Source organism: Paenibacillus spongiae, from assembly GCF_024734895.1.
Classification (GTDB): domain Bacteria; phylum Bacillota; class Bacilli; order Paenibacillales; family Paenibacillaceae; genus Paenibacillus_Z; species Paenibacillus_Z spongiae.
Genome location: NZ_CP091430.1, coordinates 3,315,915 through 3,337,253 on the forward strand (window position 1 = coordinate 3,315,915; position 21,339 = coordinate 3,337,253).

Here is a 21,339-nt window from a genome sequence, read left to right on the forward strand (position 1 = left end):
TATGGAGACCGCGTCACACGGCTAGAATCGGTTCTCTCAGGATGGACCTGGGACGGGCTCCATTCCGGAGTCGGTCCACCGCGTCCGCAGGGCGGAGTAATGACGTCCGAGCTCTTCATTTTCTCGGAGAGGACTCGTCAGCAAGAAGACGAGCGAACCCTCGGAAAGAAGCCCTCACGGGCTTTTTTTCGTTCGGACCGAGGTTAATTGAATGGAGCGAATATGCATACTCATTACTATTCCATCCGGATCGAATCTTTACGATTCATTCTCAGCATCTAATGGTATAATAAATAATGGATATACTTGGAAGCGAAAGGGGAGTAGTATGGATAAATTAGCAGAGATGTTATTTAAAACGAGAGAGCGGTTGTTACATGAGGTTTCCTCTTTAAGTTTTGATGATTTCAATCGACGGGTTGAGATGAATAAATGGAGCATAGCGCAGGTCTGTCATCATTTGTATATTACTGAAAAGTTGTTCGCAAAAGCCATCGCGTTTGGGCTTGCACAAAAGAATCCAGCTGAAAAAGAACACATACCGGTTCATTTTGTGTCAGATCGGTCCAACAAGATTCATGCGCCTAAGATTTCAGAACCAGGTTCCGAACCCTTTCAAGTGCTGCAAATCGTTCAACTATTAAGCGATTCAAGAATTAAATTAATGGACGTACTTCGTACTATTGATGATAAGTCCGTTTTAAAGACAATAGCAGTAGAACATCTTGTTTTCGGTTACCTGCCATTAGATCAATGGGTTGAACTATTGTATTTACACGAGCAACGACATATCGAGCAAATAAAAGATCTGAAAGCAATGTGCTAGCGGACAACGTTAATTGACTTCATTTCTAGCAGCGATTACGTTAACCGGATCCCTTTGATCCGGTTTTTACTTATTAGTAAATAACACTTCTAATGCTTGGAATAACCGGTTCACTGGAAAGCAGGTGTACGAGACCCTTCTCGGTTAATCTTCTCAACGTATCGAATACGTATGGATTGTCCTTCTGTAAGATGAATTCCGCAATAACGCTCAATATAAATAGCATTTCGAATGCTTCAATGGTGACGATATCATAATGACTAAGCTTGCGTATAGAGTGATAGCCTGTAATCATTTGTACGAGTATGTTGCTGTCGTCACCTCCCATATGCGCGCACATTTCTCCCAAGTCATAAAGAAGGTAGCCATAGACACATCTTCCAAAATCAATCGGAATCACGTTCTCCCCATCATATAAAAAGTTAGCGTCACGCAAATCCGTATGTACGATTCCGGTGTAATAAGCGTTCTGATCCATCTCGTCCATTCTTCGAATGATGAACGTCAACGCTTCCTTGACGATAGCATATTGAGCGGTTGTAATCGTACCGATATCAATACCTAGCTGTATGGTATGTATTATGTTTCGTACATATTGCTGCTTATGAACCGGTCTGTTGCTGTATTCACTCTGCAAGTACAGATTGGAGCATTGATGCAGCTTAGCAGCTGCTACGCCTGCTTTGTAGGCTTGGCTTACATACTGTTCGGAGCCTTTTACCAGTTCAATTCCGGCTATAAAATCTCTTAACAAGCATTGTGCACTTGTTCCATTAACCGTAATCGAAGATAGGAATAGGCCATCTTTGTTTTTGATGGGGGATGGAGATTTTAGTTCAGGGTACTTCTCGTTCAGTGTAGTTAATATGCGCACTTCAGATGCGATAGCTGCAGGAGTATTGTATTTAGCGTTATCATCATTTGCTGTGCTGCCTTCTGTTTCTCTTGTTACATATATATCAAAGACGTACGCTTTCTTATTTGTACCATAAACCTTATAAACCATTTTGCCGCTGTGTGATAGGAACTCAATTTGTTCAGCATCCACTGAATATTGATCCAGTAATAGATCCTTAATTAGGTTCTCGTACATGCAGCTCACCTCGTCTATGAATTCCGTCTCAGTCTATTTGCGAACTTCCTAAATACTCCATACTTGAAGTATTCGGGAAGTGATTATACTTTCCTGCATGTTCGAATTTATGAGGTTATCATAGGAACCCTTCCTCATTCGTAATACGGCTAAATAGGAAACAAATGTTAATCAATCTATTGAACTAGGGTGGCAAAGGTGCTATTATCAAGCTGAAAAATGAAAGCGAATACATTATATAGGATAGATGTTTGTGATATCGGGAGGCGAAGGCGTCGAAAAGCAGAGATTGCAATCGATCTTGAATGCGCTTTTCACAAAAAAGTGATTTTCCAGGGGTAAGCATGTAATCAACGAACGGCATCAATCTTTCCAATTTGAAGGGATGGAAGCTGAAGATGAAAATTACTTCAATCGATTCGTTTACAGTCAAGCTGGCTGACACACAGCCGGATGACCATCGCATTACCAGACTGGGAATTACTCGCATCCGAACGGATGAAGGCATTACCGGCTACGGGTTTCAAGGAACAGACGAGACTGCTCTTGAGAAGCGGGTCAGGCCGATCCTCATCGGTGCGAATCCGCTCGATATCGAGCAGCATTGGCATACCGAGGCGCTGTACCGGGTCGCCGGCGTTGAACATGCGTTATGGGACATCGCCGGCAAAGCGGCCGGTCTTCCGGTAAGAACGCTGCTCGGCAGCACGCGGGAACGTATCCCGTATTATCTGACATGCGTATGGGCAGGCGCGGCGGATCAATCTCATGTGAGCATCAAGGATCAAGCCGATCAGCTGGTCAGATATTACGAGATGGGGCATAACCGTTTCAAAATCCGCGGCTGGCGGCCCGATCCGCTGGACGACGTTAGAGTGCTGGCGGAAGTGAAGGAACAATTAGGCGATGTTGATGGCCTTGAGCTCATGATTGACCGTACGGCTCATCATCCGGGCTGGTTCTGGACTTATGAGCAGGGTCTGCAGGTAGCCCGGGCGATGGAGTCCATCGGCGCGACCTGGCTCGAAGAGCCGTTCGCCCGGGAGGATATCGAATCGTACCGCAGACTGCGGGATGAAGTTGACATTCCGATTACCGGCGGCGAATTCGGCTATGAGATGCATCACTTCAAAGAGTACGTGGCGGCAGGCGCCGTTGATATCATTCAGCCGGACGGCGCGCACAGCGGCGGGATTATGACCTGCCGCAAGGTCGGCACGCTTGCCGAGGCGTTCGACATCTCGTGTATCTTGCACGGCACGATGGGACCGCACTTGGCTGCTTCCTTGCAAGCCGCGGGTGCCATAGCGAGCTGCCGCGTGATGGAGGTATGCATCGTTCGGCCGCCGTTCACGCCGCAGGAGATGTGGGAGCCGGTGAATCGGATCTTGAAGTCGGATTCCTTGTTCACGCTGAAGGATGGATACATCGAGCTGCCGAAAGGCCCGGGGCTTGGCGTCGATATCGATGAGGAAGCGCTGGAAGCGTACAGAATATAGTACAGACAGCCCCATTCCATGAATCAGGAGTGGGGCAATTCGTGTAATGGAGGTAAAGATGGGTAAACCTTTATTGCGGGCGGAAGGCATTATTGTGGATGACCGTAACATGAAAGTGCTCGTACAATGTGATGCAGAAGAATCGTTCTACCGTTTTCCGGGCGGTGCCGTGGAATTCAGGGAGACGGCCGCTCATGCGATTATAAGGGAGCTTATGGAGGAATTCGATCTGCCTGTCGAGGTGGGCAGGCTGGCTGTCGTTAATGAAAGCATCGTCGAATACGACGGCATACAGCGGCATGACTGTACGCTTCTCCATTGGTGCTCGCTCATTGACGAATGGGAAGATACGGACGCCATATGGCATAGTGAACATCCGGATATTAAATTGGTGTGGCGTACATTCGAACAGCTGGAATCTCGGCCCGTCTATCCCGAAGGCATCGTGGACACGATATCGAAGGTTCGGCCGAACACAATCGATCATCTGGTAACCATTATAACTTATTGACCCAAAAGCCGCTTAAAGCGGCTTTTTATATTGCAGCCATAACCGGGCGCGCGAATCAGCTTTCATACAAAATGCGGCCTGTAAGCGACAGATCGTAGCCTGCCATTGCCTCGAGCTCTTGCTTGAATGCGTCCGACTGCACGATATGCAGCAGCTCGTTAATCCATGCCTGATTCTCTCGGTTCTTGATCATGACAAGATCATATCGTTCCTTGATTAAAGGAATGAACCCGATCTGATTCACGATCGAAGCCGTTTTCTCAATACCGACTCCAATATCAGCTTCGCCCAATGCAACCTGGGCGGCTATCGAGAGATGGTTCGTCTGTACATGGTCATAGCCGGTAAGATGAGAGGGCTTGATTCCGTGAAGACGAAGCTGTTCGTCGAGCAAGACACGGGCGCCGGAGCCTTTCTCGCGGTTGACGATACGCAAGCCATGGCGGCTCAGATCCGACCAGCCTTTGATGTTGAGCGGGTTGCCGGGCGCAACATAGAAGCCCGCATATCTGGATAATAAATTAACGACCAAATAGGAGGAGCCGACCAGCAGCCTGCGGATATACGGAAGGTTATACTCGCCGGTATCGCCATCCAGCAGATGTGTGCTAACGATATCGGATTCACCTTTATACATGCTGATCAGACTATCGAGACTGCCGGCATGGGATCGCAGCGGACGCAGGCCGGGCGTTCTGTTCTCCAGATGCTTGGCTAATATATCGAGACTCATGTCTTGGCCTGTAATCACAAGGGAGCGAATCCCATGATGGACAGCCGCAGGGGATGGGGAAGGATAAACTGGCGGCTCCTGCGCAGACTGTGCGTGAGAGCCCCCCTTATTTCTTAGCTTATACGCTTGGAGATCCGCGGCGTCCACACGCATTTGCTTGCCTACCCGATAGGAAGGAAGCTCGCCTTTCTTAATCAGGTCATAAACGGTAAGCTTGGAAATCTTTAATAGCTTCGATATTTCTTCTGCTGTATAGGAAATGTCCTCTGGCATCGTCAACCACCTCATAGGAGCTCATCTCAAGCAAACTATTCGTATTGTAACATATTTTAAGGTGATAATTGAACGAAAGGATGTACACAAACCGCTCCGCAGGAAGAAGGTTCCTACGATCGCTGTTGAAACTATTTTTCTAGTTTACTTTCAATGTGGATTCCCACTATAATTATATCTAGTTATAATCAAACCATACATAAAAGAACTGTGAGGGAGAAACTTGTTAAGAATAGTTAAAACTAGATATGCATTAATTGGGATCATCATGTTGCTGTCTGTTCTATTGAGTGCATGCGGAAATTCGGAACCGCAGGCGGGGGCGGATTCCAACAAACCGCCAGCTGCTTCGCAAGGAGATGATTCATCTGAAGAAGCCGTCGAACTGACGATCTCCGCTGCCGCGAGTTTGACTGACGCCATGAATGAGATTAAGACGATGTACGAATCGAAGAATAAGAACATCAAGCTGGCTTTCAATTTAGGGGCGTCAGGCGCGTTACAGCAGCAAATTGAACAAGGCGCACCCGTTGATCTGTTTTTATCGGCTGCCACCAAGAATATGAAAGCGTTGGTGGACAAGCAGCTGATCGATGCCAGCCAGCAGCGGAACTGGTTATCGAATGAGCTTGTCGCCGTTGTTCCTGTCGACGGAAAACTGAGCATAGCAAGCGAGCAGGACTTGAAGCAAGAGGAACTGAACAAGATCGCGATCGGAATTCCGGAGAGTGTTCCGGCGGGCAACTATGCCAAGGAAGCACTTACGTATGCCAAGTTGTGGGATAGTCTGCAAAGTAAGATGGTACAAGCCAAGGATGTTCGGCAAGTACTCCAATATGTAGAGACAGGCAATGTGGATATCGGGTTCGTCTACAAAACGGATGCGTTAACGTCATCGAAAGTGAAAGTGGCGTTCAACGTTGATCCTAGCAGTTATTCGCCTGTGAATTATCCGATGGGTATTGTGAAAGCAACCAAGCATATGAAAGAAGCCGAACAGTTCTATGACTACCTTCAAACGGAAGAAGCGCTCAACGTATTTATCCAATACGGATTCTCCGTTCCACAATAAAGAAAACACCAACATATAGGGAGAAGGACGCTATCGATAGCGTCCTTCTTTGTTTATGGGAACGGCTAGGGATAGATCAGATATCATTCTTAACTCTCAGTCAATAATTGTTGCAGACGATTATGAGGTGTTGAAGATTCCGGGAATAGTAGAACCGTTAATTCCAGTAGTCTAATCGCATCCTCGCGGTTCCCTTGATCGAACAACATATTAGCGGTGCAGACAAACTCATCTTCCCATACGTAATAACGTTCGAGTCCGTTATCCTGTAATCGGTTAAACGCCTTCAGTGCAGAATCGACCCCGCTAGCGGTTGTAATCTTCGACAGGTGGTGAGCCAGGGAGCGTTTAATAGAAGGCGGATATAATCCCAACAAACTATCGAGAATTGCAGTATAAACGCTGTTAAGCCAGACATAATCACAATTCGTCATCACGGCCACGGCAATTCCCGTATCGGGCAGCAGAATCAACTTGCTCTGAAAACCCGTGTCCATGCCAGAATGCGAGACGATCCGGAAGCCTTTGTACTCGCCAATAAACCAAGACAGTCCTATGGCGGACGATTCGTCGCCATGTCCGGTAAAGTCATTCGGTTTCCACATCTCGTCATAGCTTTGCGGACTCAGAATAGTCTGACCTTCAGGAGTAAAGCCGCGATTTAAATGTACGATCGCATAGCGGCACATATCTTCGGCGTTCGCGTACAACGTGGAGCTTGGGCCATGTGCGCGGTTATAGGGGAAGATCTCGCTAATGCCACCGCCGTATCCATTCTCTACACGGAGAACATGTGGTGTCGCCAGATGTTCATCTGCTTCATGCTTGAAGAAGGTGCTGCTTCGCATCCCTGACGGTTCAATGATAAATTTCTTCATATATTGCTCAAAGCTCATACCCGTTACTTTCGCAATGATATCTCCCAGAATCTCATAGCTGATATTACTATAAAAGAAGTGTTCGCCTGGATCGCGCAGCAGGCTGCGGCTGCTGATACTTCTCACATACCTCTCCAGGCTAAGATCGTCATATTGCGGGCGATCCCATTCATAATCATCTTCATCCGGCATTCCGGATGTGTGATTCAGAAGCTGTCGTACCGTAATAAGCCGGAACCTCTCATCCGCCATGATGAAGTAGGGAAGGTAAGTCGTGACTGTGGCATCCAGATCTATCATCCCGCGTTCAACCAACTGCATGATACCTGTTCCGACTGCCGTCTTGGATATGGATGCTTGGTGGAAAAGCGTATTCTTGTCAACCGGATCTCCGGTTTGGATGTTTCTGACGCCGAAGCCTTGGGTATACAGCACCTGGTTATCCTTAACGATACCTACTGCTAAACCCGGCATTGCCTCAAATTGAACATATTCTGATAAAATGTGCTCCAAATGTGCAATCATTTGCTCGTTCGTGTTCATCATGATCTCAACCTCCGAACATACTTTGATCCTCTATTTTGAGTTGTATAGCAACGACATTTTCTTTCGAATCATACCATGTCTTCCCAGGTGAAGAACGATTATAACGAAACGTTATTCGTTAACAAGTATAAGTTCAGGTGGTCATTAGCCCATACCCGGACAGCTACTCACCACATATGCTTAACTAGGTGAGTATCCTGATTGAGGAGGAGTTAGTCATAAAGTATTATTCATCACCATGGACTTCAGATCCACGGTTCCAATTTTCACCTTATCCGATCGTTTATTCGGGTACCTATCCGTACCACTATAACGGTCAAGTGAATTGTCATCCTCGTGAGACTCAGTCAAACCGGTTCATTAGAATGAAGTCTGGTCATGAGCATAAAGCAGCATGCATCAGCAAACATGAGATGGCATTAAATCAGGCATTCCGGATGCTGTGGGAGCAGCATGTTGCATGGACCAGGATGTTGATTATCAGCATAGCAGAAGGACTGCAGGATGAAAGTGCCGTCACGGAACGGCTGTTGCAGAATCCGTCGGATATGGCTGCGGTATTCCGACATTATTATGGCGATCAGATTGCATCGCGATTTAATCAATTAATGCGGGAGCATCTCTTACTTGCAGATCAACTTGTTAAAGCGGCGAAGGCTGGAGATGAGCAGGCAGCTGCTGATGCGGAGAAAAAGTGGTACGCCAACGCGGATGAAATCGCAGCTTTCTTGGCCAGCATCAATCCTTATTATTCGGAGTCAGCTCTAAGGAACATGCTGTATGATCATCTGCGAATGACCAAAGAAGAAGCAGTGCTCAGAATCTCTAAGAAATATCCCTCCGACATCGAGAAGTATAATCAGATTGAGAAGCAGGCATTGGAAATGGCGGATGCATTTACAGACGGGATCGTGAAACAGTTTCCTGCCATGTTCCGCATTTAAGGTATTGGGAGAATAGGAAGGGCGGCCGCAAGGCTGTCCTTCCTTGTCATTTTCTCAAGGCGTAAATGGCGATATCACGATAGACGAAGCGGCGAGCAGCATCAAAGCGAAGGGCAGAAGCTGTTATCGAATGAGAACATGAAAAAGCCGTAGGAAATACGGAATTCTTCGAGCGCAAGAAGAAAGGTTGGATTTAGTCAGATCACAAGATGATTGCCCGCTTAGCGAAACGGATTTCTAAGCTCTTGATCATCAGCGGCGGGCGCATGGAATATGGATATTTCGCACTTATTTAATGACATTAATTTATGTCATTCTGGCTTGCCGTGCAACGATCATTAATCTCATTAATTAAATTTGCAATTACGAAATTCAGTGGGGCTTACGCCGCCATGATGCTTGAAAAATTTAGTGAAATATTCCGGATGAATCCCGACATAGTCGGCAATTTCGTTCATATTCAGCTTCGTTGACAGCAGCAGGGTTGCCGCTCTTTCGAATCTTAGCTTAGCGATATACTGCATAGGTGAGCAGCCCATCATCGTTCGAAACATCGGAATGAAATAATGAGGGTGAAAATGAACCAGCTTGGCCAGATCCTCAACCGTTAATTTATCGGCGAGATGCTTATCGATGTATTCCAGCACGTGTGTCATTCTTTGAATGGAAGGGTGGCTGTATTCATGCAGCGTGACCGTGGGATTGTTCTCGATAAAATAACAAAGCAGCAGATTCAGAGCTGTCTTGGCACGCAGCGCAGATGTGATTCCGGTACCCGAAAAGTGACGATTAAGCTCTTGAAACTGCTCCTCTATTAATGATGTATCGCGGACCTCGATCGATCGCGACGTATGAAGGAGATCAAACAGCCGGCTTCCGCCGATCGCTGCGGTAAAATGGCAAAAGTATTTGGCAAAGCGCTCTCCGTTATAAGATTCGGCGGAGATATCGGCTCCGGCCGGCAATAAGATCAGATGACCGGCTGAAGGGGTGAGCTGTAAGCCATTGACCCTGATCCGACATCGACCGTCGACCATGAAATAGAGACGGTTGAAGTCGTCCTTCACATTCGGATAAGACCATGCTGCACCAAGCTCACCGTAAGATGAGACGAGGATACCTGTCTGAATATTAGCGAGATAGTTCCCGAAGCTGTCCATTGGCCGATTCCCGTGCATGCTGACAACCCCCTATATCTGAATATTTTACTAATAAGGGCTGAATGGTTTCCATATGTATTATAACGGATTCCCTATATAGTAGACATAGATGGAAGGGAGTATTAAACAAGCGAAGGGAGCTGCCCTAATGACAACGATTAGACCTGTGCGTTTGGCAGTAATAGGAGGGAACCGCGGATTCCTCTATACGAAATCGATCGATTTTCTGGAAGAGAAGCTTGAACTGGCCGCCATATGCGACCTGAATGAGGAAGTATTGTCCAGATGGAAGGAGAAATACCCGAATATTAAGACAATCGCCGATTACAATCAGGTTCTGGAAGATCCGGCGATTGATGCGGTGTTTCTGGCTACTCCGATGATGCTTCATGCCCGGCAGGCCATAGCGGCTATGAAGGCAGGCAAGCATGTTCTATGTGAGGTGGCGGCCGCTCATACGCTGGAGGAATGCTGGGAGATTGTCGAGACGGCGGAGCAGACAGGCATGATCTATATGATGGCGGAGAATTTCTGCTATTTCCGTCTGAATATGATGATCCGCAATATGACGGAACAGAAGATATTCGGCGATTTGACCCATGCGGAATGCGGATATATTCATGATCTTCGAAGTGCTACGCACGCTCCTGACGGGAGCTTGACGTGGAGAGGCGAGATGCTAAGGGATTATAACGGCAATAATTACCCGACCCATTCACTGGGGCCGGTAGCGCAATGGCTTGGCATTCACCGCGGCGACGCCTTCGATTATATGATGACGATCGTGTCGAAGCCCTCGTCGCAAAGCGGATATTTCGCCGAGCTATTCGGCACGGAGCATCCGGGGGCCGATCCTGCGTATTGGAAGCAGGGCGATTCATCGTTAACCTTGATTCGAACTAAACAAGGGGCCGTCATCTACCTGCGCAACGACTTTACCTCCGCAAGACCGTTCAATTATGCCCATTATGCGCTTCAAGGCACGAAGGGTGCATTCCTATCTGCCCGCCGATTTTCGGAGGATCCGCTCGTATGGCTGGATGACCGGTCGCCCAATAAATCGTATACGGGCAAGGTGGAATGGTCATCGATTTGGGACTATGCGGAAGAATTCGAGCATCCGTCATGGAAGAGGGACCGAAGGAAGGCGGAAGAAGCGGGGTTCGGCGGGGATTATTTCTGTATGGAAGAATTCGCCTCCGCTATTCTCGAAGGACGCCGTCCCGAGATCGACGTCTATGATTCAGTCGCAATGAGCTGCGTATTCCCGCTGTCCGTCCAATCGGTCGAATCGCAGGGCAAGCCGGTTTCATTCCCGGATTTTACGAAGAACAGATCCGTTTATCGCTATGGATGAGAGATTAGTAGGTACGTACCTCCGTAATAGGAGGGAGGATCCGCTTCGGCGGATCCTTTTGCATTTACTAGGCTTTTCTAATTAATAGCATCCGCCATTGCGAGAGCAAGCTAGGAGCATAAGAATGCATGATAATACCATTTTTTAGTTCAAGTTCGTGCAATGAATTTTTCGGCGATGCACGAAAGATATACGGCTCAGTTAGAAGGATATATATAATGCTGGAAGAATTAATATGATAATGGTGATATATACAAAATGTTTGTTAAATGATCTAGCCATTGGACGGCTCATGCAAATCAAGGGACGATGGACCGTGCACATATCTGCTGATGCTGATGCGATGAGATCAAGAGAGGGGGTGATCGCCGAGGCGTATAACCGCACATCAAGAATGCGTCGGACAGTTCAAGCTTGTTCTCAAGACAACCAGACCTTGACATGACAGAAGGATGGAAGCAGTCGACAGAAACAGTGAGCGTCATCGACCGGATCAAATTATGATGTGAGGAGAGAGTTGAAGATGAACAGGAGTAGCAAAGCTTTCAATGTGCGGCTGCTTATTATCAGCATGCTGCTGACATTGATACCGTCAGGCTTGGTTCAAGCCGATGCAGGCGGAGCAGCAATTAATTTGGCTTTAGGGAAGGAGGTCACGTCTTCCTCAAGCTATGAGATGTCCAATGAAGGATGGGCAAGAGTCAACCTGGTGGACGGTTCGAAGACGGGACCGCGACCGCCGGGTTCTGCGGAAAATGGCTTCTCGACCCATCCTTTTGCGGGGGCTCCCACAGACGGGTCGCCTGCCTGGGTGATGATCGATCTTGGCAATGTGTACAAAGTCGATCAACTTGTCCTATGGCCGCGCAATGATAATGGAGAGATAGCTAAGGGCGGCGGATTTCCCGTTGACTTCATAATCAAGATCTCCACGGACAACGCGAATTGGACGACAGTCGTCGAGCAAATGAATTATCCCGTTCCCGCAGATGCGGCTGAACAGATCTTCGATATCGATACGGCCGATGCCCGCTATGTTCGCTTGGAGGCGACGAAGCTTCAGGAAGCCAAGGAAGTGGTCATGCAGTTCCGGGAGTTTGAGGTGATCTCATCCAGTCACGGACTCAGCGAGGAAGACATCGTTGAACAGGACGCTCAATCGTTGGAGGAGGAGTTAAGCGGCAAGACCGACAATATCGCTGCGAGTCTGTCCTTGCGTAAAGTCGGCAAGCTGGGTTCAACGATTAGCTGGGTCAGCTCCGAACCGGAAGTGATAGACGCCAGCGGTAAGGTGAAGCGTCCTCCGGCCGGTCAAGATATGGCTTCCGTCACACTCACCGCAACGATTAAGCGGGGGACTGCGGAGTTGATTAAGGAATTTACGGTCACCGTAAAGCCCCACAAGCCGCGCGAAGAAACGGAAGAGGAATTGTTGATCGGCATCTTCTGGCCGCCGACTTGGGAATATACCAATTTGGAGCAGTATCAGTGGATAAAGGATGCCCATGTGGATGTGGTGCAGAACGTGCTCGGCTCCGGTCTGGATACAGAGGAGCGCAACATGACGATGCTCGATTACGCCGAACAGGTCGGTCTGAAGGTAAACGTTGCGGATCCTAGAATTCGCGGAAACGAAGACCAGATCAAGGAAGTTGTCGAGACGTACAAGGATTACTGGGCGACAGGCGGTTATTACATACGGGATGAGCCCGGTATATTCGAGATCGCCAATGAAGCGCGTATCTATAAGGAAGTACTTAAGCATGATGCTAGCAAGAATCCTTACGTGAATCTATTTCCCAACATCTATGGCGATCTGTACGAGTCCGATTATGTTCGGGCATGGGTAAATGCGGTAGGGAAAGACGGGGCCGGCGAGCCTAATTTGAAATATTTGTCCTATGATAATTACCCTTTCCTGAAAGATACATTCGACAACAATTACTATGACATGGCGGATATTATTCGTAGAGTTGGCCTGGAGAACGGCATCAAGACGGCGTCGTACCTGCAGTCCATCGGTTTCGGCAGTTCACCTGAGAATATGCACCACCGCAGACCGAGTGCGCAGGATCTTTCATTCAGCGCTTATTCTTATTTAGCCTATGGCTTTAAGTACTTGACGTGGTTCACCTATTGGACGCCTACCAATCGCGGCGAAGAGTTCACGAATGCGATCATCGATCCGTCCGGCCGGAAGACGGACTTGTATGAGCCGTTTCAACGGTTGAACGGGGAAGTCAAGCAGCTCGGCAAGACGCTTATTCATTTGGACGCTCTGCATGTGTATCATTCCGGCACGGAGATGCCGACAGTGAAGCCGAAGCGGGTACCGGATGATTTTCTGCTTCGGCCTGCCGATGTCAATGATGAGCTCATCATCTCGTACATGGTTCATAAGGACACGGGAAAATCGTATGTGATGGCGGTTAATAAATCGTTAACCGATTCGCGAGCCGTCACTTTGCAAGCCGATCCTCGTGTTACGGATGTAATGGAAATATCCAAGCTTACCGGAGAACCCGCTTCAGCTGGTTTTGATCCGGCTGCCGGCAGCTTAATGACAGAGCTGCTCCCTGGGGAAGGCCGTTTGTATGCATTGGAAGGCACCTTCCCGGGCTATGGAGGTCCGCAGAAGCCTGAACTGCTGCCGGAGCCTGCGAAGAGTCGCCATCCGTTATCCAACTTGGCTCTTGGTCAAACGGTCGATGCATCCAGTGATGTAGGCAATTGGGGCTGGTCAAAGGCAAATGCGGTCGACGGCAAGCGGATAGGGTCCGACGAGAGCATGGGATGGAGCAGCGCACCGATCAAACCTCATCCTAATCCTGATACGCCGGCTTGGATTCAGGTGGATCTCGGCCAGGCGTATCCCGTTAAGACCGTTACGCTTTGGCCGCGCAACGATAATGGTAAGAACATAGGCGTAGGCTTCCCGAAAGCGCTGTCCGTGAAGGTTTCAATGGATGGAAAGGAGTGGAATACGGTTCTCTCACGCAGTGAAATCGCTCTGCCTTCGGATGGCAAACCAGCTGAATTGATATTGGAAACAGCTGTGCCGGCGCGTTACGTAAGGGTCGAGACGAATCAGATGCGTCCGGATCCGAACAATGCTTTTGCCTTCCAATTGGCTGAGCTTGAAGTGTATCAGGATGCAACCGAAAAACGTCTTGATGTACAAGTCGAAAGCACGGATTTGATTGCAGGCCAAACAACTAACTTGAAAGTCGGGATTTGGCGTGACGATGACATGGCCCTTCATCCGGTACAGGAAGCGACATTCACTAGCAGCGATGTAGAAGTTGCCAAGATTGATGCGAATGGTAGCTTAACCGCGCTGGCTGAGGGTGAAGTAACGATTATAGTCGAAGCGGAAGGAAAGGATGGCAGAACCGAGCGGAAGGAGATCGCGTTTATCGTCCGTAAGCTGCCTGACCCTTGGAGCTTAACGGCCTTCGGGGATGTGCATGCCACCGTTATTCCGGATTCCGAAGCGCTTCTTCTATTCTCAAGCGGCAGCGGGATCGGGGAGCAGGAGGACTCGTATGCGTTTCTCCATCAAGCGATGGATTCAACCTATAATGAACTTTCTGCTGCATTTAACTCCTTCGCAGTTCCGGCCGGAGCCGGCGGTTTGGAGGGAAGAACGGGACTCATGTTCCGCAATGGAACGGAGGAGGGCACTCTGCTAGCCTATCTCTCCATCAGTCCCGAGGGGCGCATGGAGCTTAGCACACGCAATGGTCAAGGTGCTGTTGAAACCGTCGTTGAAGGTAGCTATACCAGCCTTCCGGTATCCCTGAAGCTCGTTCAGCAGGGTGACCGCTTCACCGGTTATTACAGCAAGGGAAGCGGCTGGTATCCAATTCATCTCAATGAGGCTGCGTCCACGGTTCAGCTATCCGGTCAATCCGAGTGGCAGGCCGGGTTAGCCTCGTTCTCGAAAGTAGCGGGCAGGCAAAACAGAGCGGCTGTTCAACAGCTGCAATGGAATCCATTGAATCAAGAAGCGGCAGATGCGGCTGCAGCTGCAATAACGCTTGGAGCTCTGTCCTCCGTTGTAAGTGACATTCAGCTTCCGACAAGCGGGCTGCATGGTACAACGATATCATGGAAGAGCTCGAATCGTGCTTTCATGAGCGATAGCGGGAAGCTCTTGAAGCGACCTGCTGCGGGACAGCAGGATCAATCCATTACGCTGACCGCTACGGTTACCAAAGGGGATAAGAGTACGGAACGAGCATTCACGGTAACGATCAAAGCCGAGTCTTGGTCAGGAGGCCCGATCTATTCCTATCCTACACCCCCTACGAATCCAGTAAAACCTGCAGAACCGGAACAACCAGATGATAATAGTGGAGGAGAAGGGACGACTCCAACAGAGAATGGCGGCAATGAACCAAATGTTCATCTCACGGATATCGCCGGTCACTGGGCACAGGCTTCCATTGAGCGCGCTGTTCAGCTGGGGATTGTGACAGGCTATGCGGATGGCACTTTCAAGGGCAATCGTCCGGTAACCAGAGATGAGTTCATTACCATGCTGATGCGTACAATGAAGCCGCCAACTCAAGGGGGAAGCAGCAGTATCCGGTTTACGGATGCGGACAGCATTCAAGAATGGGCCAGGGAAGCAATCGCCCGGGCATTGAAAGCCGGCATCATAACAGGCTATGCGGATGGAACCTTCCGGCCGAGACAGGAGATTACCCGGACTGAGCTGACCGTCATAACGGTACGCGCTCTGGAACTGCTGCTGGAGAAAACGAACGACCTGCCATTCGAAGATGCCGATCAGGTGCAATCATGGGCACTGCAATATATTAACGCTGCTTATAAAGCCGGCCTGATAACGGGCCGTCCAGGCAACTTGTTCGCTCCGCAGGGTCAAACCACTCGTGCCGAGGCTGTAGCCTTGTTGATCCGAATGCTTGAACAGGAAGAGTAATGAACTCATATTGAAATAGGTGATTGACGATGCTGCCATACCTCCCTGAATGTTGGGGGGATGGCAGCGCACATGCTGAAGATTAGATTCGGATATTCTGCAGGCGGAAGAAAATACAGATCAAACCATGATTTTTTGTTTATCATGGTTTGGTCTTTTTTTTGGTCCAAAAATGAAGTCTATCCGGTCCTGCTTGGTTAAAAGAAGAATATTTTCGGATATTGAGGTAAATATATCCTCATACAGGAATCGGTGGTGAGTTGGATTGCCGGGTAAAGGAAAGCGAGAAGAGAAGACAGACGTTCAGTCGATTGAGCACTATAAAGAGGTTCTTATCGATCCTTCGATTAATGAAAATAAACGAATGCTGGAAGACATCTTCCGCGACAGCTCGGATGCCGTCATCCGTGAATTTACGATGGAGAACGGTCCGGAAGCGCTGATCTGCTATGTGGACGGGATCGTGCTCAGCACTGCCGTCGACGAAGTGTTGAAATCATTGATGGTACTGCAGGGCAATGAATTCGATATTGCCGAGATTGCGAAGAAGACGCTTCCGGTCGTACAGACGTCGTCGGCTGAGCACTATGGCGACCTTCTTACCGCCGTCTTATCCGGCGATACGGTCTTGTTTGTAGAAGGCAGTACAATCGCTCTCGTCCTTGGACTCCGAGGGACAGAGGGGCGTACCGTTTCGGAGCCCGAAACCGAGACCGTCGTTCGCGGACCCCGCGAAGGCTTTAACGAGCATCTGCGGACAAATACGTCACTGATCCGAACCAAAATTAAATCGCCGCGATTGAAAATGAAATCGTTCGTCGTCGGAACGGAGACGATGACAGATGTGGTCGTTTCGTATATGGACGGGATCGCCAACCCGAAAGTGGTTCAGGAGGTCGAAGACCGCATAAAACGCATATGCATCGATGGCGTGCTGGAAAGCGGCTATATCGAAGAGCTGATTCAAGACAGCAACTACTCGCCGTTTCCGCAAATTCAAAATACGGAACGACCGGATACAGTTGCGGCGGCTTTGCTGGAAGGCAGAGTGGCCATCCTCGTGAACGGGACGCCATTCGTGCTGTTGGCGCCTTTCGGCTTCTGGCAATGGCTGCAGGCGAGCGAGGATTATTACGAGCGGTTTCTGGTGGGCACATTGCTGCGCGTGCTCCGATTTCAATTCCTGTTTATCGCGCTGCTCACACCCGCACTTTACATCGCCGCGTCCACCTATCATCCCGAGATGATTCCGACCAGTCTGCTGCTTAGCATTGCTGCTTCCAGAGAAGCGATACCGTTTCCTGCGGTCGTGGAGGCGCTCATTATGGAGGTCGCATTCGAAGCCCTTCGGGAAGCGGGCGTCAGACTGCCCCGGACCGTCGGTCAAGCGGTTAGCATATTGGGAGCGCTGGTCGTCGGCAATGCCGCCGTTCAGGCGGGAATCGTATCGGCGGCGATGGTCATCGTCGTCTCGCTGACAGGTATCGCTTCATTCACGCTGCCTCGTTACAATGCGGCCATCTCGGTCAGGATGCTCCGATTCCCGCTCATGCTGCTCGCTTCGCTGTTCGGGCTGCTCGGTATCGTAGTCGGCATTATGGCGATCATAGGCCATATGGCGAAGCTCCGGTCGTTCGGCGTTCCGTATCTGGCGCCGGTTGCCCCTGTTTCCTTCAGCGACTGGAAGGATATTTTTATTCGCGCCCCGTGGCATAAGATGAACCGGAGGCCTGCCTATATGAATGCATTGGATCAACAACGTCAACCGATTACAGGCTCGAGCGCTGTCGACAAGGGGGACCAAGCATGAAGACGCTGCATGGCTATATTCGGCGTGTGCTGCTATCATCTGTAACGATCGGCTTAGTCATTCCGCTGACGGGTTGCTGGGACCGGAGGGAGATCAATGACGTCGCCTTCGTACTGGCTAGCGCAATCGATAAAGAAGGGGAAGACGTCAAGATCAGCGTCCTGATCCCGCTGCCCGGTAATATGGGCGGAGCGACAGGCGGCGGCGGGGGTTCGGGAGGGAAGAAACCTTTCGTCATAAAGGAAGAAACCGGCAGCAGCATAAGAGAAGCCGCAGCAAAGCTGCAAAGAGGACTGCCGAGGAAGCTGTTTCTCGGACACCGCCGCGTATTATTGATCGGCGAGGAATATGCCCGTGAGGGCGTGGACCAGATGATCGATGCCGTCACGAGATTGCCGGAAAATCGGCTGACCGTATTCGTTGCGGTGACGAAAGGCAAAGCTGTCGACGTCCTTAATGCGGATACCCGGCTGGAACGATTCTCAGCCGAAGCGATTCGAGAGACTCTGCAGTCCGATTCCAGCCTCCGGGTGTCGTTGAAGGATGTTGCCGGACAGGTCATCGTGACCGGCAGTGATGCATATTTACCATACTTACAGTTGAAAGAGACCAGTTTGGCTCGGCAGCAGGCAGAGGATATAACGGTGTCCGGCTACGCTTTAACCCACAATGGAAAGATGACGGCTGTCGCCCAGGAGCGGTCCGCCATCGGCCTTCGGCTGTTAAGCGGAAAATTCAAACCGTATATTCTGACATTGAAAGGAAAGAACGATGTGAATACGACGCTTGGGATCACGTCGGCGGGCGTTCTTATTACACCCAAAAACAAAAACGGCGAACCGAGCTTTCGGATCGAAGTCGTTTCAAAGGCCAGCATCGAGGAGGATATGCATTTACAAAGGAATTACGACGATATCGAGCAGCGCACAGGAATCGAGCGGCAGGTGGAAAAGAGCATGAGAAAGGACATCGAGCAGGCGCTGACGCTTATGCAGGAAACGAACAGTGACGTGTTAGGCTTCGGACAGATCTTGAACCGTACTTACCCGGGCTTATGGCAACGAACATGGAAGCAAAATTGGGAAGTTTTGTTTCCCCGCTGCACCTTTGAAATTCATGTCAGGAACAAGCTGCATCGGATTGGGATGAACAAAGAAAACTTGGCCAAGAAGGAACAATAGCATGCATAACCCGTTCTTGATTATAGTCTTCGCGTTGTTTATCGTATCCGTTATTGTCAATTGGAACAAACAAGACGGAGCTTCATGCAAAGTCATCTTTGTATGTACCGCATGCCTGACGATCGCTCTGATCGTGCTCTATATTATGCCTTTCAAATTCTCTTTGATCGAGCAGACGTTTCTGTATCATTTCGTGAAAGCAACGATGAATTTCATGAAAGGGTGATGAGCGCATGAAGGACCGGATGACGATCGGCAGCTTTCAGCTTACGCTGCTGATCTGCTCGTTTCTAGCCATCTCCAGTCAAGCAAGCTTGCCGATGGCGCTAACCGGCGCCGCAAAACAGGATGCGTGGTTGTCCTATTTTGTTCCCATCGTATATGGATGCGGAGTCGGCATGTTCTTCTATAAGTTAGTGCAGAAATATCCGGGACAAAATATGTATGAAATCGCGAATGCGCTGTGCGGTAAGTTTGTGGGAGGGGTGCTGAATGCTCTCTTCATCCTATACTTTATCGTCGATCTGTCTGCGCAGACGCGATTATTTACCGATTTCTTCAGCTCGTCGATCCTTCTGCGGACGCCGCCTGAGCTTATCATCATGATCATTACATTGCTGATTATCTATTATTCGACCGGGACGATGGAGCATTTGGTCAGAACGAACGTCGTGTTTATTATGTGCTATACGATCGTTCTGATGTTCCTGCCCGTCATCCTCATGAATGAAATCGATCTGCGTAAGCTGATGCCGGTTCTGAGCAGCGGTATCGTTCCTCCGCTGAAAAGCAGCATTATTTCAGTGGCTTCATTCGGAGATATCTTGGCAATCGGAGCTTTTCTCCATCATGTTAAAGGGCCTCGCGAAATTTACATGGCGATGAAATTAGGCGTTGTGGTCTCTTCCTTTCTGCTGACGCTCTGGAACTTCTGTTTAGTTAGCGTTGTCAGTCCTGTATTTGTTTCCAGGCTAATCTTCACCGGCTGGATTCTGGTACAGCAGATTCATGTCACCGACTTCCTGGATCGTGTCGATTTGTTGGTGTTTTCTCTATTCATGCCGCTTATTTTGATTAAACACTCCGTACTATTCTTCGCCATTCTAACGGGGCTTGCATCTTATACGAAGAAACGGCGCATTTTTGGCAATCTGATGGTGGGCTTGCTGGTCATGATGTTTTCTACCGTAGCTTTTGATGACACGGATGAAGTGATATTGTTCAACAACTACGGGATGATTCCGCTAACGCTTATGATCCATATCGTTTTCTTCGGCTGCTTGGGCGTTGGAATCGCGATAAGCAAATGGACAGGAAGAACGAGCACGATCCCGGATGCGAAAACCCGACTTTACAGCGGGCCTGCGAGAGCGATGCTTATCGGCTGTGGGGCTTCCATCGCTTTCGGTGCTTATTTCGGCAGTAAGCTGGGGTGGTATGGCATCATCAGCGCGGGATTATTCATCATGTTCCTTCTTCTGTGCGTGTACTTCACGCTCCTGCAATATAGGAAAACGATTATAAATAAAGGGTGAATCGTACAATTCGAGGGTTATAACGTTGTAATTGGCATGCAGCAGGTTGAAGGTCGGGAAGTCTGATCAGACTTCCCGACCTCTTTTTATTAGGTTCAATTATTGGTTATTTGAGATATAATTTGGAAAGTGGGTTGGTGCTTACGAAATTAATCCTGTGGTAAAACAGGAAACGTTAATGACATTACAGCAAAGTAAGAATTGAAGGTGATTTCAGTGAAGAAGTGGGAAAAATAAAAACTAATAGACATTGTACAAGATATTTCTGCTAGGGATGATGAAATAGATGATGCTATTATGGTCTACGACTCGGCGAGACCGATGGTTACGATTGATCGTTATGCAGCTTAAGCCCGTGAGGGTTCGTGAATGCAGAAACGTTATGTGACATTCGAGAGAGAAATATTAAACCAATATAAATCCTTTTTTAATATCGAGTTGATGCCTCGCCATTATTATTGTCGTACAAATTTGATAGATACTTAAATCAAAGTTACTTTTAAGATCATGCTCCCAGATTCTTACTATAGCCCATTTTTTATTAATATAATATTGAGTTACTTCCAGATCTCTTTCAATGTTACGATTTATTTTCTTTATCCAATAATCAGGATTCTTAGAAGGTAATTTAAAGTGGCTCTTACAACCATGCCAGAAGCATGAATCAATGAAGATCACTACTTTGAATTTTTAATTGCTATATCAGGCTTACCATATAATGAAAGAACATTTTTCCGAAATCTAAACCCATTATTCCACAGAGCCTTCGAGACGGATTTTTCTAGTTTTGTGTTCTTACCTTTTATTTTTCCCATCAAATTACTTCTAAATTCTGATAGTTCATTTTTTTTAATATCAAACACACTCCTATCACGAAGTAAGAACATGCGTTCTTATTATTTTACTCTTAAATCTGTTCTAAAGCAATTAGGGAATAATGAAGATTATTCATTGATGCCACGAACGTCATATA

General features: G+C 48.5%; 16 protein-coding genes. 11 read left to right on the top strand and 5 right to left on the bottom strand.

Annotated elements, in window-relative coordinates:
- The first annotated feature begins 328 nt into the window (after positions 1-328).
- Entirely contained in the window at positions 329-826 is a 498-nt protein-coding gene (locus tag L1F29_RS15185) for a DinB family protein (protein WP_258389140.1), read from the top strand.
- A gap of 73 nt (positions 827-899) precedes the next feature.
- Here the strand turns inward: L1F29_RS15185 and L1F29_RS15190 are convergent, their stop codons facing one another.
- The gene (locus tag L1F29_RS15190) at positions 900-1,919 is read right to left on the bottom strand and encodes a phosphotransferase enzyme family protein (RefSeq protein WP_258389141.1); all 1,020 of its coding nucleotides are present in this window, start codon (positions 1,917-1,919) and stop codon (positions 900-902) included.
- 398 nt (positions 1,920-2,317) lie between these two features.
- On the opposite strand from L1F29_RS15190, the gene L1F29_RS15195 reads away from it, so the two are divergent.
- Positions 2,318-3,418 carry a mandelate racemase/muconate lactonizing enzyme family protein gene (locus tag L1F29_RS15195; protein WP_258389142.1) on the top strand — a complete coding sequence of 367 codons (1,101 nt, stop codon included), beginning with the start codon at positions 2,318-2,320 and terminating at the stop codon, positions 3,416-3,418.
- 58 nt (positions 3,419-3,476) lie between these two features.
- Positions 3,477-3,929: an NUDIX domain-containing protein gene (locus L1F29_RS15200; RefSeq protein ID WP_258389143.1), complete on the top strand. Its 453-nt coding sequence runs from the start codon at positions 3,477-3,479 to the stop codon at positions 3,927-3,929.
- 55 nt (positions 3,930-3,984) lie between these two features.
- On the opposite strand, the gene L1F29_RS15205 is transcribed toward L1F29_RS15200, so the two are convergent.
- Positions 3,985-4,935, bottom strand: coding sequence for a substrate-binding domain-containing protein (locus L1F29_RS15205; protein ID WP_258389144.1), 951 nt, complete (start codon positions 4,933-4,935; stop codon positions 3,985-3,987).
- 223 nt (positions 4,936-5,158) lie between these two features.
- Between L1F29_RS15205 and modA the strand changes: the two genes are divergently transcribed.
- Positions 5,159-6,007, top strand: coding sequence for a molybdate ABC transporter substrate-binding protein (gene modA / locus L1F29_RS15210; protein ID WP_373876509.1), 849 nt, complete (start codon positions 5,159-5,161; stop codon positions 6,005-6,007).
- 89 nt (positions 6,008-6,096) lie between these two features.
- Here the strand turns inward: modA and L1F29_RS15215 are convergent, their stop codons facing one another.
- Positions 6,097-7,431, bottom strand: coding sequence for a serine hydrolase domain-containing protein (locus L1F29_RS15215; protein WP_258389146.1), 1,335 nt, complete (start codon positions 7,429-7,431; stop codon positions 6,097-6,099).
- A 413-nt stretch (positions 7,432-7,844) separates the two neighbouring features.
- On the opposite strand from L1F29_RS15215, the gene L1F29_RS15220 reads away from it, so the two are divergent.
- Positions 7,845-8,375 (top strand): acetylglutamate kinase, encoded by a 531-nt coding sequence (locus L1F29_RS15220; protein ID WP_258389147.1) that lies wholly within the window; start codon positions 7,845-7,847, stop codon positions 8,373-8,375.
- Between the two features lie 347 nt (positions 8,376-8,722).
- Here the strand turns inward: L1F29_RS15220 and L1F29_RS15225 are convergent, their stop codons facing one another.
- A complete protein-coding gene (locus L1F29_RS15225) occupies positions 8,723-9,553 on the bottom strand; it encodes a helix-turn-helix transcriptional regulator (RefSeq protein WP_258389148.1) in 831 nt (276 codons plus the stop codon).
- A gap of 130 nt (positions 9,554-9,683) precedes the next feature.
- Between L1F29_RS15225 and L1F29_RS15230 the strand changes: the two genes are divergently transcribed.
- The 6 genes from L1F29_RS15230 to L1F29_RS15255 all read left to right on the top strand — a co-directional run bounded on the left by L1F29_RS15230 (position 9,684) and on the right by L1F29_RS15255 (position 20,366).
- Positions 9,684-10,892, top strand: a complete 1,209-nt coding sequence (locus L1F29_RS15230) for a Gfo/Idh/MocA family protein (RefSeq protein WP_258389149.1) — start codon at positions 9,684-9,686, stop codon at positions 10,890-10,892.
- Positions 10,893-11,415: 523 nt separating this feature from the next.
- Entirely contained in the window at positions 11,416-15,840 is a 4,425-nt protein-coding gene (locus tag L1F29_RS15235; protein WP_258389150.1) for an immunoglobulin-like domain-containing protein, read from the top strand.
- Between the two features lie 265 nt (positions 15,841-16,105).
- Positions 16,106-17,650: a spore germination protein gene (locus L1F29_RS15240; protein ID WP_258389151.1), complete on the top strand. Its 1,545-nt coding sequence runs from the start codon at positions 16,106-16,108 to the stop codon at positions 17,648-17,650.
- Positions 17,647-18,831, top strand: coding sequence for a Ger(x)C family spore germination protein (locus tag L1F29_RS15245; protein WP_258389152.1), 1,185 nt, complete (start codon positions 17,647-17,649; stop codon positions 18,829-18,831). Before L1F29_RS15240 ends, L1F29_RS15245 begins: the two co-directional genes overlap by 4 nt.
- Before the next feature lies 1 nt (position 18,832).
- Entirely contained in the window at positions 18,833-19,057 is a 225-nt protein-coding gene (locus L1F29_RS15250; protein WP_258389153.1) for a hypothetical protein, read from the top strand.
- Between the two features lie 7 nt (positions 19,058-19,064).
- Entirely contained in the window at positions 19,065-20,366 is a 1,302-nt protein-coding gene (locus L1F29_RS15255; protein WP_258389154.1) for a GerAB/ArcD/ProY family transporter, read from the top strand.
- Positions 20,367-21,043: 677 nt separating this feature from the next.
- Here L1F29_RS15255 and L1F29_RS34200 read toward each other — a convergent pair.
- Positions 21,044-21,253, bottom strand: coding sequence for a hypothetical protein (locus L1F29_RS34200; RefSeq protein ID WP_309252399.1), 210 nt, complete (start codon positions 21,251-21,253; stop codon positions 21,044-21,046).
- Positions 21,254-21,339 lie beyond the last annotated feature (86 nt).